At 70.7% G+C, this 12270-nt stretch carries 12 protein-coding genes; 11 read left to right on the top strand and 1 reads right to left on the bottom strand.

Going from position 1 to position 12270, the window contains the following annotated elements:
- Positions 1 to 4: 4 nt before the first annotated feature.
- From B4E97_RS01235 to B4E97_RS01265, 7 genes are all read left to right on the top strand, one after another.
- The gene (locus B4E97_RS01235; RefSeq protein ID WP_286958365.1) at positions 5 to 1594 is read left to right on the top strand and encodes a class I adenylate-forming enzyme family protein; all 1590 of its coding nucleotides are present in this window, start codon (positions 5 to 7) and stop codon (positions 1592 to 1594) included.
- The gene (locus tag B4E97_RS01240; RefSeq protein ID WP_286958366.1) at positions 1591 to 2019 is read left to right on the top strand and encodes an FAS1-like dehydratase domain-containing protein; all 429 of its coding nucleotides are present in this window, start codon (positions 1591 to 1593) and stop codon (positions 2017 to 2019) included. Before B4E97_RS01235 ends, B4E97_RS01240 begins: the two co-directional genes overlap by 4 nt.
- Positions 2016 to 2441 carry a MaoC/PaaZ C-terminal domain-containing protein gene (locus B4E97_RS01245; RefSeq protein ID WP_286958367.1) on the top strand — a complete coding sequence of 142 codons (426 nt, stop codon included), beginning with the start codon at positions 2016 to 2018 and terminating at the stop codon, positions 2439 to 2441. The genes B4E97_RS01240 and B4E97_RS01245 overlap by 4 nt, the downstream gene beginning before the upstream one ends.
- On the top strand, positions 2438 to 3517 hold the full coding sequence (locus B4E97_RS01250) for a TIGR03857 family LLM class F420-dependent oxidoreductase (protein ID WP_286958369.1): 1080 nt from the start codon (positions 2438 to 2440) through the stop codon (positions 3515 to 3517). The genes B4E97_RS01245 and B4E97_RS01250 overlap by 4 nt, the downstream gene beginning before the upstream one ends.
- A complete protein-coding gene (locus B4E97_RS01255) occupies positions 3514 to 4638 on the top strand; it encodes a phosphotransferase family protein (RefSeq protein WP_286958370.1) in 1125 nt (374 codons plus the stop codon). The genes B4E97_RS01250 and B4E97_RS01255 overlap by 4 nt, the downstream gene beginning before the upstream one ends.
- Positions 4635 to 5165 carry a Uma2 family endonuclease gene (locus tag B4E97_RS01260; protein WP_286958371.1) on the top strand — a complete coding sequence of 177 codons (531 nt, stop codon included), beginning with the start codon at positions 4635 to 4637 and terminating at the stop codon, positions 5163 to 5165. Before B4E97_RS01255 ends, B4E97_RS01260 begins: the two co-directional genes overlap by 4 nt.
- Positions 5166 to 5262: 97 nt before the next feature.
- The gene (locus B4E97_RS01265; RefSeq protein ID WP_286958372.1) at positions 5263 to 6408 is read left to right on the top strand and encodes an alpha/beta hydrolase; all 1146 of its coding nucleotides are present in this window, start codon (positions 5263 to 5265) and stop codon (positions 6406 to 6408) included.
- 9 nt (positions 6409 to 6417) lie between these two features.
- On the opposite strand, the gene B4E97_RS01270 is transcribed toward B4E97_RS01265, so the two are convergent.
- Positions 6418 to 7311: a LysR family transcriptional regulator gene (locus tag B4E97_RS01270; protein ID WP_286958373.1), complete on the bottom strand. Its 894-nt coding sequence runs from the start codon at positions 7309 to 7311 to the stop codon at positions 6418 to 6420.
- A gap of 139 nt (positions 7312 to 7450) precedes the next feature.
- Between B4E97_RS01270 and B4E97_RS01275 the strand changes: the two genes are divergently transcribed.
- Genes B4E97_RS01275 through B4E97_RS01290 form a run of 4 tightly spaced genes read left to right on the top strand, consistent with a single transcriptional unit; the run spans position 7451 to position 12250 of the window.
- On the top strand, positions 7451 to 8332 hold the full coding sequence (locus B4E97_RS01275; protein ID WP_286958374.1) for an enoyl-CoA hydratase/isomerase family protein: 882 nt from the start codon (positions 7451 to 7453) through the stop codon (positions 8330 to 8332).
- Positions 8329 to 9534 carry a CaiB/BaiF CoA transferase family protein gene (locus B4E97_RS01280; RefSeq protein ID WP_286958376.1) on the top strand — a complete coding sequence of 402 codons (1206 nt, stop codon included), beginning with the start codon at positions 8329 to 8331 and terminating at the stop codon, positions 9532 to 9534. Before B4E97_RS01275 ends, B4E97_RS01280 begins: the two co-directional genes overlap by 4 nt.
- A complete protein-coding gene (locus B4E97_RS01285) occupies positions 9531 to 11225 on the top strand; it encodes an FAD-dependent monooxygenase (protein ID WP_286958377.1) in 1695 nt (564 codons plus the stop codon). The genes B4E97_RS01280 and B4E97_RS01285 overlap by 4 nt, the downstream gene beginning before the upstream one ends.
- On the top strand, positions 11222 to 12250 hold the full coding sequence (locus tag B4E97_RS01290) for an MDR family oxidoreductase (protein ID WP_286958378.1): 1029 nt from the start codon (positions 11222 to 11224) through the stop codon (positions 12248 to 12250). Before B4E97_RS01285 ends, B4E97_RS01290 begins: the two co-directional genes overlap by 4 nt.
- Positions 12251 to 12270: the final 20 nt, after the last annotated feature.

A 12270-nucleotide genomic window follows, 5' to 3' on the forward strand; every position in this document is an offset into this window, starting at 1 on the left:
CGTCGTGTGCATCCCCACCCCGACACCAGGCCCTCCGCTCACGTTCGGCGAGGCCATGCGGGCTGCCGTGAGGGAGCACGGTGATCAGCAGGCCTACGTCGAGGGTGCGCGCACCCTGACCTTCGCGGAGTGGGACCGAGCGGCCGCCGGGGTGGCCGAGCGGCTCGCCGGGCGGGGCGTCCGGCCCGGCGAGGTCGTCGCCCTTCTCCTGCCTTCAGGGATCGACTTCGCGATCGCGTATGCCGCAGTGCTCAGGCTCGGCGCGGTGGTCACCGCCGTCAACACCCGGCTGGGCGCGCACGAGGTCGGCGCGATCCTGCGCGCAAGCTCGCCGGCGCTCGTCGTGCGCGACGACACCGTGCCCTGGCCGGCGATCGACCCGGGCACGAGGGTGATTGGCCACGACGACATCGACTGGGCGGCAGCCCCGACGTGCGAGCCGGGGCCGGCGTCGACATCGCGACCGGACGACGCGGCCGTCATCATCTGGACGAGCGGGACGACGGGGGTCCCCAAGGGGGCGTGGTACGACCACCGTGGCCTGGCCGCGGCGGTGGCCTCGGCAGGCGCCATCGGGGGTCGGCGTGAGCGCCGACTGTTCAGCACCCCCTTCGCGCACGCTGGATACCTCGCCAAGGTGGTCGAACAGCTCGTCAGCGGCTCGACCCTGGTCGTCAGTCCCCAACCGTGGAGCGTGCAGGACATGGCACGGCTCCTGGTCGACGAGCGCATCGACCTCGCGGGCGGGGTGCCGACCCAGTGGGCCAAGCTGCTGACGGTGCCCGGCCTGGACCGGGCGGTCCTCCCGCACCTGCGTGTCGGTGTCGCCGCCACGGCTCCGGCCTCGCCCGAGCTCGTCGAGGCGGTTCGTGAGCGGCTGGGGTGCTCGCTCGTGGTCCGCTACGCGATGACCGAGGCGCCCAGCATCACCGGTACCGATCCGGCCGACCCGCCGGCGGTGCAGAGCCGGACCGTGGGGCGCCCCCAGGCGGGCATGGCGGTGCGGATCGTCGACGCGGACGACGTCGAGGTGGGTGGTGGCGAGACGGGTCACGTCCAGGTCCGGGGTGCCTGTGTGATGCGCGGGTACTGGCAGGCTCCCGCCTTGACGGAGGCCGCCTTCTGCGGCGACTGGCTCCGAACGGGCGACCTCGGCTGGATCGGCCACGGTGGCAACCTGGTCCTCGTCGGCCGCAGCAAGGAGATGTACATCCGTGGCGGCTACAACGTCTACCCGCTCGAGGTCGAGCACGAGCTGGCCGACCATCCCAAGGTGGCGAGGGTGGCGGTCATCGGCGTGGAGACGCCGGTGCTCGGCGAGCGGGGCATGGCCTGGGTCGTCCCCACTGATCCGGATGACCCGCCGACCCTCCGCGAGCTGAGGGAGCACGTCGGTGCCCGGCTCGCGGACTACAAGTCCCCAGACGATCTGCGCCTCGTTCCGGAGCTTCCGGTCACCGCCATGCTCAAGGTCGACAAGACGGCGCTCCAGCGGCTCGGCGACCCCGGGTCGGTCGACGTGCGCGTCGGGGGCGCCCCCACCGCGCCAGGTTCCACACCCCCTGCGCCAGCACCCCCACGAGGAGACTCATGACAACTACCGCACCGACCGACGCGCCATTCGACATGCTCGTCGAGAAGGGCAAGGTGCGCGAGTTCGCCACCGCGACCCTGGCCACCGACCCAGAGCTGCTCTCGGGCGCGGTGTCGCCACCGACCTTCCTGGTGTCCTCGGTGTTCTGGAGCGGAGTCTCGCCCGTGGCCCTCGCGGGGTTCGACCGCAGGCGACTCCTCCACGGTGAGCAGGAGTACCTCTTCCACGGGCCGCCACCAGGAGCAGGTCAGCGACTCACCGGCCGGCACCGCCTCGACAAGACCTACGAGCGCCCGGGCAGACGAGGCGGCACCATGCGATTCGCGGTCGTGGTGACGGAGTTCGTGGACGACAGCGGGAGGCTGGTGGCCGAGCAGCGGATGACCTTGGTGGAGACGGAGCCGATCGGGGAGGACCAGCCATGACCGGACCGATCACGATGGGATCGGGGGCCGAACGAGCCTTCGGACCCATCACGCGCCAGATGCTGGTCCGCTACTCCGGGGCCTCAGGTGACTTCAATCCGATGCACTACGACGACGGCTTCGCGCGCGGAGCCGGGTTTCCCTCGGTGTTCGCCCAGGGGATGCTGACGGCCGGTCTGCTCGGGACCTTCGCCAGCGAGTGGCTGGGTCCGCACAACATCCGTGGCCTCAAGGTTCGCTTCAAGGAACAGGTCTGGCCGGACGACGTCCTCACCTTCGCCGGACGGGTCGTCGCCATGAGCGAGAGCGACGAGGGTCCGCTGGCGACCGTCGAGGTGACCTGCACGCGTCAGACCGGCGCGACGGCGCTGTCCGGCACGGTGCGCTGCATCGTGCCGGAGACGACGGACGGAGCGCCGTGAGCGACTCGTCCTCGGCGTCCAGCAGGCAGGGGGTCACCCGCGAGCGGGTGGGCTGCTACGTCCTGCCCGGTGCTGCTACCGATCCTCGGCGCGGCCTCGACGAGGCTCGCGCCGCCGAGCGGCTGGGCCTGGGGACGGCCTGGCTCGGCGAACGCTACGACACCAAGGACCTCCCGTCCTTGGCCGGAGCCATCGGCCAGGTCACCGACCGGATCCGGATCGGCGCGGCCGTGACCCACCCGGTGCTGCGTCACCCGATGGTGCTCGCCTCGATGGGACAGACCCTCCAGGCGTTGACGGGCGGCCGCTTCGTCATGGGGTTCGGCCGGTCGGCCGCCTGGCGGTGGGCCGCGTACGGGGCCCAGGCTCCGACCCTGCGGGCTCTGGAGGACATCGCCTCGATCCTTCGTCGCCTGTGGGCTGGTGACACGGTCAGCCACGAGGGTCCGCTGGGCAGCTTCCCCCGGTTGCGCCTGGCCCAGCATCTCGAGCTGCCGCCGCCACCGCTCCTCCTCGCGGCCATCGGGCCCAAGACCCTCGACCTCGCCGGGCGGGCCTACGACGGCGTGATCCTGCACCCGCTGCTCACGCCGGAGGGCGTGCGGCGGTCGATCCTGCGGGTGCGCGACGCCGCGGCCGCGGCAGGTCGGGACCCGGACGCGATCCGGTGCGCGGCAACGCTCGTCGTCGCGCCAGACCTGGCCCCGGAGGCGGCCAGGGCGGCGGTGGACGCCCGTGCGGCGGGTTACCTCTCGGTGGCGGGTCTGGGGGACGCCATCGTTGGTGCCAACGGATGGGCGCGGGACGCCCTCGCTGCCTTTCGCGACCAGCCGGCGCTGAGAGATCTCGCCGGGCTGCCGGCCGACAAGAACCTCTCTCGGGACCAGCTCGCGGAGCTGGCCGAGGCGCTCCCGCACCACTGGCTGCCCGATGCGACCGCCGTCGGCTCTGCGGACGCCTGCGTGGCGCGGATCGGCGACTACCTGCTGGCGGGGGCGGACGAGATCATCCTGCACGGCGCCCGGGTCACCGAGCTGGATGCGCTGGTCGGGGCGATCCCGGCGCGACCGTCATGACGCCTGATCGACCGGGGCACGACACGCTCGTCGCGCGACTCACCCCCTGGTTGCTGGACCGACTCGTCGAGGACCACGGTCACGGTGTCGACGAGGTCTCCCTGCACGACGTCGCGCGGCCGGTCGTGGGACAGTCGTCCGACTTGTGGACCTACCGGCTGACCTGGCAGCTGCGCGGCCGGCAGCACGAAGCTCGCCAGGTGGTCCGGCGTGAGCCGGCTCCCGACGGAATCTTCCTGCGGCCGGACGTCCTCCGAGAGGCGGCGATCCTGCGAGGCCTGGCCGGGTCGAGCGTCCCGGTCCCGAGCGTGCGGTGGACGGAGCAGTCGGGTCGCGTGCTCGACCGGCCCTTCTTCGTCATGGACCTGGTGCCGGGTCGAGTGCCCGGCGCCAAACCGTCCATCCACTCCACCGGCTGGCTGACCGGCCTGTCGCCGACGGAGCGCCGGACCTTGTGGGACAACGCCATGGACGCGCTGGTGGGCGTCCACCAGGTGCGATGGGAGGACGACCTGGGGTTCCTCGCCCCAGCCGGGGACGCGACAGGTGCTGGCGCTCACCTGCGTCGGCTCACCGCGTGGTACCGCTGGGCCGCCCGAGAGCGGAGCTTTGCGATACCCGACGTCGCGCTGCGGTGGCTGCAGGACAATGTCTCGCGCGCCGGTGGCGGCCCGGACGCCTTGGTGTGGGGCGACGCGCGCGTGGGCAACATGATCTTCGGACCGGACGGCACCGTCGAGGCGGTCCTGGACTGGGAGGTCGCCAGCATCGGACCACGTGAGATCGACGTGGCCCACTGGCTCGTCTTCGACGAGCTCGCGACCGACGCCATCGGCGTCACGCGGCTCGAGGGTCTCCCAGGCCGGGACGAATCCATCGACACCTACGAGGAGCGCAGCGGTCACGCCCTGGCGAGTCTCGACTTCTTCGAGGTTCAGCAAGCCTTCTTCCTGGCGACGACCCTGATCAGGCAGGCGGACCGGCGCGTCGCCAAGGGCGAGCTGGAACCCGGCACCCGTATGGCGCACGAGAACGCCGCGACCATCCTCCTCGCGCGGCGTCTCGGCCTCGAGGTCCCCGAGCTGTCCGCGGACTACCAGCGCCACCGAGGCGGGTCGTGAGCGCGCAGATCGACGTGGCTCAGCTGCAGCATGCCCGCGGGCAGTGGCCCGCTCATCGCTGTGAGCTCGTCGCAGGAGCGATCACCATCTCGCCGCCCAGGGGGCGCTGGCAGGAGCTCGCCGTGTCCCGCCTGTCGACCCTGCTCGACCGGGCGACGCCCGCCGGTGACGGTCAGGTCCTCGTGGACGCCGAGGTGGTCCTCGGTCCCACCACCGTGGTCCGGCCCGACCTCGTCGTGGTTGGCGGGGGTCACCCGCACGGGCTGCCGGAGCTCGTGGTCGAGGTCCTCGACCGATCCCGACGTGCGGTGGTGACGGCCAACATGCGGGCGTACGCCTCGGCCGGCATACCTGCTGTGTGGTTCGTCGACCCGTTGGCCCCGTCCTTGACGGCGTTCGCGCTGACCACCGATACGTCCGGCGTCGTCGACCTGGTCGAGCGGGCCTCGGCGCGCGGGGACGAGGTGCTCGTCCTCACCGAACCCTTCCGAGTAGCCGTCCGGCCGTCCGGCCTGGGGATCGAGTAGCCGCAGCACACGAGCAAATGTAAACTGTTGACAGTTAGCTCTCACTGCGGGAGGATGCGTTCATCCGCAACCGCGACGGTTCGACCGGAGGTGCCACGTGCAGGCCGATCTCGAGGAACGCCTGATCCCGGTTCCCATGGACGCGTCGGGGGCCGTGGACATCTACTCCGGCGTCGCTCGCATCTCGGGTCGGGTCTGGGCTCGTGAGGTGCGCGTCAAGGGGTCGAAGCCGCGCACGGCGGTCGTGCTCTGCCACCCGACCGCGAACTTCCTCGGGCACTACCTGCTCGATGATCTTGCGCGGTCGGGAGTGGCGGCGGTCGGCATGACCACGAGGTACATCGGCAATGACAGCGCGCTACTCCTGGAGAACTGTGTCCTCGACGTGAGTGCGACCGTGGCCCGGCTGCGGGCGGACTACGACAAGGTGGTGGTCCTCGGCAACTCGGGGGGAGGGGGACTCGCCCCCCTCTACCAGTCGCAGGCCGAGCGGCCCACCATCCGCCAGGCTCCCGGGGGAGGAGGGCCCGACCTCACCACATCCGGCCTGGTGGCGGCCGACGCCCTGATCCTGCTGAACGCCCACCCCAGTCGCGCGTTGCTGCGAGCTGAGTGGATCGACCCGGCCATCGTGGACGAGGCGAAGCCGTTCGTCCGCACACCGTCCCTGGACATGTTCGACCCGGCCAACGGTCCGGCCTACCCGGAGCACTTCATCGCCGCCTACCGTGCGGCCCAGACGGCTCGCGTCGAGCGGATCACCGCGTGGGTCCTGGGCCAGGTCGAGGGTCTGGCGCGTCGTGGGGACGGCCTCACGGACCTGCCCTTCGTCGTGCACGGGACGACCGCCGACCTGAGGTTTCTCGATCCCGCGATCGACCCGAACGACCGTGACCTGGGGGTCACCTTGTGGGGTCCTCCGCAGACGGCGAACTACCTACCCGCGTCGCTGGCCCACTTCACGACGCTTCGTTCATGGCTGAGCCAGTGGAGCCTGGAGCACACCAATGCCGGTGTGCAGAACTTCTCAGAGATCGCGGCGCCGATCCTGGTCGTGCTCGGCACGGCGGACCCGACGGTCATGCCCTCCCACACCAGGCAGATCACCGATGCCATCGTGCACACGGACTGGGAGCGGATCGACGTCCCGGGCGGGACGCACTACTTCGAGGGACGGCCTGATCTCGTGCGCGACGTCGCCAGGTTCATGGCGGACTGGCTGGGGCGCCACGACATGCTCTGACCCGTCGCCTCACCGGGTCGCCGGAGCCCGGTCGAGTGCGCAGGCGACGAAGTCCGACTGGGCTGCGGAGAGCTGGACGCCTCTGCGCGTCAGGATGCTGAAGGGCATCTTCAGGTCCAGGTTGGAGACCGTGAGCTCGGCGAGGCTGCCGCACTCGAGCTCACGTGCGACGCTGGGCCGTGGGAGGCAGCTCAGGAGGACCCCTCCGGCCACCGCGGCCTTGATGAGCGAGATGCTGTCGCTCTCGAGAGTGATGTCGATGGTCTCGAGCAGGCTCAACAAGGCGTAGGTGAACTGGCGGCGGGAGTCGGAGAACCGCGGTTGGAGGCACCATGACTCGCTGGCTAGATCCGTGGCACTGAGCGCTGCCGATGCCGTCAGCCGGTGGCCAGGCGCGCACACGATGGCGAAACGATCGTTGAACCATCGCTGCTGCGCCAACGATCCACGGGCGGTCACCATCTCGATCAGGCCCACGTCCAGGGACATCTCCTCCATCCGCTCGATGACCGCCAAAGAGGGGAGGGCCGCAACGGTCACGTGCACCCGGGGGTGCATGCCCATGAAGGAGAGCAGGACCTCCCCGAGAAGGTGGTCGGCGACAGTGGGGCTCGCGCCGACGAGAAGGGACTCCCGAGCGGAGTCCGCGGCGACCTCTCGGTCGAGCTCGCCGGCGGACGTCAGCATCGATCGGGCTCGCGGCTGGAGCGCGCGGCCCTGCTCGGTGAGCTGGAGCGAACGCCCCTCTCGCCGGAACAGGGTGCGGCCCAACGCCTTCTCGAGCGCGTGGATCGCCATGCTGGTCGCGGACTGCGTGAGGTGCAGCTCGTCGGCCGCTCGGGTCACGCTGCCATGGCGAGCCACGGCGTCGAAGACCTCGAGCTGGCGCAAGGTGAACCGCATCCGCCCTCGAATCATCAGGGATGTTGATCTGCTGAATCAATAATATCAGTTGGACTAATGCGTTGCGCGGACCTAGGTTCGAGGGAAGCAGCTGGGCGGGCGCGTCCCGTCGAGGGTCGTCCGAGCAGGAGTGAAGCCCATGGAACTACCGGGGACGTTCGAGCATGTGCGGTACGCCGTGGCCTCCGGTGTGGCCCAGATCGTCCTGGCACGTCCCGAGAGACGCAACGTGCTCGGCGTAGGTCCTGGGTCCAGCCGCACCGAGATCCTCCAGGCGCTGCTCGTGGCAGACCATGATGACGCGGTGGGCTGCATCCTCCTGCATGCCGAGGGGGACGCCTTCTGCGGAGGCGGGGACCTCACCGGCGCGGCCCTGCCCGAGGGGATCGACGGAGACCTCTGGCTCGTCACCCAGGTGGACGACTTCCACGCTCGCGTCCGTGCGGTGAGCAAGCCGGTCGTCGTGGCGGTCCAGGGCAGCTGCTTGGGCGCGGGTCTCGGCATGATCGTCCAGGCCGATCTCGTGCTGGCTGGCGACGATGCCCGCTTCGGCCTGCCCGAGGGCCGGTTCGGACATCCCGGCGGCGCCGAGCTGGCTGCCGTGGTCGGCGCCTCCTGGGCGAAGTTCCTGATCTTCACCGGGGAGACGATCGGCGCCCAGCAGGCGGTGGAGTGCGGTCTTGCTCTCGCCGTGATCCCCCGCGAGATGCTCCTGACAAGGGCTCTAGACCTGGCGCAGCGCATCGCGACGATGCCCCCCACCTCGCTCCGGCTGAACAAGCGCGCCATCGACGCCGCGGTGGAGTCGGCCGGCAGGGCGGCGGGACGTGTCGCGGGGCGCGCGGTCGACGTCCTGACCAAGTCGGCGAGCCACGCAGCCACGGCTCCGGACGGTCGCCGGTTCGAGGACATCGTCACCGCCCAGGGGGTGCGGGGCCTGAGGACCGCGACGGCGCAGCAGGTGCGGGGGAGCTGGTTGGACAGTGTCGCTGGTGACGGTGGAGGGGAGCAGACCTCATGACGACTCCGTTGGACGGCCTACGCATCCTCGACCTGACCAATGTGGTCATGGGCCCCTACGCCACCCAGGTCCTCGCCGACTACGGCGCGGACGTGATCAAGGTCGAGACCCCGGCGGGGGACACGACGCGGCAGATCCCGCCCATGCGCAACCCCGACATGGGCACGACCTTCCTGCACCTGAACCGCAACAAGCGATCCGTGGTGCTGGACCTGCGGGAGCCCGACGGTCGCGACGCCTTCCTGACGCTCGCCGACTCGTGCGACGCCTTCATCAGCAACGTCCGTCCCGCTGGCCTCGCCCGCCTGGGGATCGACTACGCCACGCTGTCAGCCCGGAACGCCCGCTTGATCTGGGTGGGGCTCACCGGGTTCGGGGAGGACGGACCGTACGCCGGCCGGCCGGCATACGACGATCTCATCCAGTCGCTCACCGCGGTGCCCGACATGCTCGTTCGCACCGGGTCCGACCACCCGCACTTCGTGCCCCTGGCCTTCAACGACCGTGCCGTGGGGCTGCACGCCGCCGTCGCCCTGCTCGCCGCCGTGCACCAGCGCGCCTCGACGGGGGTCGGCCAGCAGATCGACATCCCCATGTACGAGACGATGGCGCAGTTCACCCTGGGCGATCACATGGGTGGTCATACCTTCGAGCCGCCGATCGGGCCGCCCGGCTACCAACGGACGCTCAACCCGGCTCGGCACCCCTATCGGACCCTGGACGGCTACATCACGGCGATCGTGTACACCGACGCACACTGGCGCTCCTTCTTCGACCTCGTGGGCCGTTCCGAGGAGTTCTCGACGGACCCCAGGGTGGCGACCCTGCGCAGCCGCACCGAGCACTCCGAGGCGCTCTACCGCGAGGTGGGGGAGGCGGTGGCGACGGGCACGACGCAGGAGTGGCTCGCCCGGTTCGACGCGGCGGACATCCCGGCTGCTCCGGTCCACAGCCTGGAGTCGGCCATCTACGACGAGCACCTGGAGAGGGTCGGCTTCTTCCGTCTGGCCGAGCATCCCACCGAGGGTCTGGTGCGTGAGATGGCCATCCCGAGCCGCTGGCCCGACGTGAGCTTCCCGGCCCCGCGACCGGCCCCCTCGCTGGGGCAGCACACGGTCGAGGTGCTGCGCGAGGCGGGTGTCTCGTCCGAGGTCATCGCCCGGCTGGAGAGTCCCGCGGCGTCGGCGGAGCACTGCTCATGACGACCGACGTCCGCACCAGTCCTCCCGTCCTCGTCGTCGGCGCCGGTCCTGTCGGCCTGGCCCTGGCCCTGGACCTCGCCCAGCGAGGGGTCCGATCCGTCGTCCTCGAGCGGGGGACGGCCCAGTCCGCGCTGATGCCGGCCAAGGCGGGAACCCTCAACGAGCGAACCATGGAGCTGATGCGCCGGTGGGGACTGCGAGACCAGATCGTCGGCTGGGGTTGTGACGACGAGTACCCCAGAGACACGGTCTACCTCACCAGCCTCGTCGGCGGCCACCTCGTGGGGCGCTCGGCGATGCCCTCGGCCGCCGAACGCTGCGAGTCGCCCGGCAGCCCTGAGATCCTGCGCAAGTGCCCGCAGTTCGTCCTGGACCCCCTGCTGGCGGCGGCAGCGACGGCCACCGGTCTGGTCGACCTGCGTCACGAGACCCGCTTGGTCGACGTGGTCGACCTGGGTGACCACGTCGTGGCCGAGGTGGTGGATGGTGACGGACGCCACGAGCGCCTTCGGGCTGACTACCTCGTCGGCTGCGACGGGGCCGGCAGCACGGTTCGTCGGCTGATGCACATCCCCTTCGAGGGACGCACGCTGGACCACTCCGTGACCGTCGTCGTCGAGATCGACGAGCTCGAGCGCCACCACTCTCATGGCAAGGCCGAACGATTTCTCTTCCTGGGCCCAGACGGCGCGTGGTCCAACGCGACGTCGATGGACTACGACCGGATCTGGAGGTTCACGCTGCTGGGCTTCTCCGAGGCGCCGGACCTGGACACGATCGATGCAGCAGCCCAGGTGCGTCGGGCGCTCGGGAGCGACGAGATCCCGTTCCGCATCCTCGGGGTGGTGCCCTGGCGCCGGAGCCAGTGCGCTGCCAGGACCTTCGACCACGGGCGGGTCCTGCTCGCCGGCGACGCTGCCCACACCACATCCCCCACCGGCGGTCACGGCCTCAACACAGGCCTCGGCGACGTCTCCGACCTCGGTTGGATGCTGGCTGCCTGCCTCGAGGGATGGGGTGGTCCCGGGCTCCTGCACGCCTACACGCAGGAGCGGCGGCCGGTCGCCGTTCGCAACAGCACGCTGTCGAGCAGGAACTACGAGCAGTGGGTCGAGCCGCTCGACTACTCGCAGATCCTGGCATCGGGAGCCGAGGCCGATGCAGCCCGCCGCACCGTGGGGGACCGGCTCGTGACCTCCCTGCACGGCGAGTTCAACTCTCAGGGGGTCGGCCTCGGCTTCCGCTACGAGGGGTCGCCCATCGTCGTGCCGGACGGCACACCCGAACCTCCGGACGAGGTGAGCACGTTCGTCTCCACCGACCGCCCCGGTCACCGGGCCCCCCATGCTTACCTCGAGGACGGCCGGTCGACCCTGGACCTGTTCGGCGAGGGTTTCGTGCTGCTCAGGCTGGGGCCCAGGCCGCCCGACGCCAGGGCACTCGTCGTGGCCGCGGCCTCCGGGGGAGTGCCTCTGACGGTCATCCACATCGATGAACCGAGTGTCGCGAGGGCCTACTCGCGCGCGCTGGTTCTCGTGCGCCCGGATGGCCACGTCGCGTGGCGCGGTGACGTGGCGCCCGACCTCGACGACGCCGCCGCCATCATCGACACGGTGCGCGGCGCGCGTGTCGATGACCGTCGCCCCAGCACCACTCAGCCTCTCTCACGTCCCACCAAGGAGCATGCATGAACAGCACCGAGCCTGCACGACGCTGGCCCGCCTATGTGATCCGCGAGCCTGGCCCGGCCGCGCTCGTGGAGCTGACCGAGGCCGACCTCCCCCCGGGCGACGTCACCGTGGAGATCAGCCACTCGTCGTTGAACTTCAAGGACGGGCTGGCGGTGACCGGCAAGGGCCGGATCGCGCGCCGCCTCCCCATGGTGTGCGGCATCGACCTGGCGGGCACCGTGGCGGCCTCCGACAGTCCCGACTGGTCGGTCGGTGACGACGTGATCGTCACCGGGCACGGTCTCTCGGAGACGGAGCAGGGGGCCTACACCGCTCGTCAGCGGGTGCAGTCCGGATGGCTCGTGCGTCGTCCCGAGACGCTCACGGCCGAGCAGGCGATGGGGATCGGGACGGCGGGCCTGACGGCGATGATGTGCATCCTGCGGCTGGAGGAGGCCGGGGTGGTGCCAGGAGGCGGACCCGTGGTGGTCACCGGAGCGGGGGGTGGTGTCGGGAGCGTGGCCGTCGCCATCCTGGCCAAGCTGGGCTACGAGGTCGAGGCCGTGACCGGCCGCAGCGAGACCCATGACTACCTGAGTGCCCTCGGTGCTGCGGCCATCGTGGACCGGGCCCAGCTCGCCGAGCCCGGCAAACCCCTGCAGGCGGAGCGGTGGGCGGCGGCGGTGGACACGGTCGCGGGAGTGACCCTGGCCAACGTCCTGAGCCAGATCCGCTATGGCGGGTCGGTGGCGGCGTGCGGCCTCGCCAGCGGCAACGACCTGCCCACGACGATCCTGCCCTTCATCCTGCGCGGCGTGAACCTCCTCGGTGTCGACTCGGTCATGGCCCCCATGCCCGTGCGGATCGAAGCTTGGCGACGTCTCGGGACCGACCTGCCGGCACCCGCGCTGGCCGAGATCTCCCGCGTGGAGCCCTTCTCCGCCGTCCCCGCCCTGGCCGAGGACATCCTCGCCGGCCGAATTCGTGGCCGGGTCGTCATCGATATCGCCGCCGAGTCCGGCACGACCGACTCCTCCACTGACTGATCCACCGGCCCCACCAACGA

Source organism: Arsenicicoccus sp. UBA7492 (assembly GCF_002479615.1).
GTDB lineage: Bacteria > Actinomycetota > Actinomycetes > Actinomycetales > Dermatophilaceae > Arsenicicoccus > Arsenicicoccus bolidensis.

Bases quoted from the DNA above. Each gene is read 5' to 3' on its own strand.
- B4E97_RS01285 (WP_286958377.1), top strand. From the start codon at position 9,531: ATGACGACCGACGTCCGCACCAGTCCTCCCGTCCTCGTCGTCGGCGCC.
- B4E97_RS01240 (WP_286958366.1), top strand. From the start codon at position 1,591: ATGACAACTACCGCACCGACCGACGCGCCATTCGACATGCTCGTCGAG.
- B4E97_RS01245 (WP_286958367.1), top strand. From the start codon at position 2,016: ATGACCGGACCGATCACGATGGGATCGGGGGCCGAACGAGCCTTCGGA.
- B4E97_RS01255 (WP_286958370.1), top strand. From the start codon at position 3,514: ATGACGCCTGATCGACCGGGGCACGACACGCTCGTCGCGCGACTCACC.
- B4E97_RS01280 (WP_286958376.1), top strand. From the start codon at position 8,329: ATGACGACTCCGTTGGACGGCCTACGCATCCTCGACCTGACCAATGTG.
- B4E97_RS01275 (WP_286958374.1), top strand. From the start codon at position 7,451: ATGGAACTACCGGGGACGTTCGAGCATGTGCGGTACGCCGTGGCCTCC.
- B4E97_RS01290 (WP_286958378.1), top strand. From the start codon at position 11,222: ATGAACAGCACCGAGCCTGCACGACGCTGGCCCGCCTATGTGATCCGC.
- B4E97_RS01270 (WP_286958373.1), bottom strand. From the start codon at position 7,311: ATGCGGTTCACCTTGCGCCAGCTCGAGGTCTTCGACGCCGTGGCTCGC.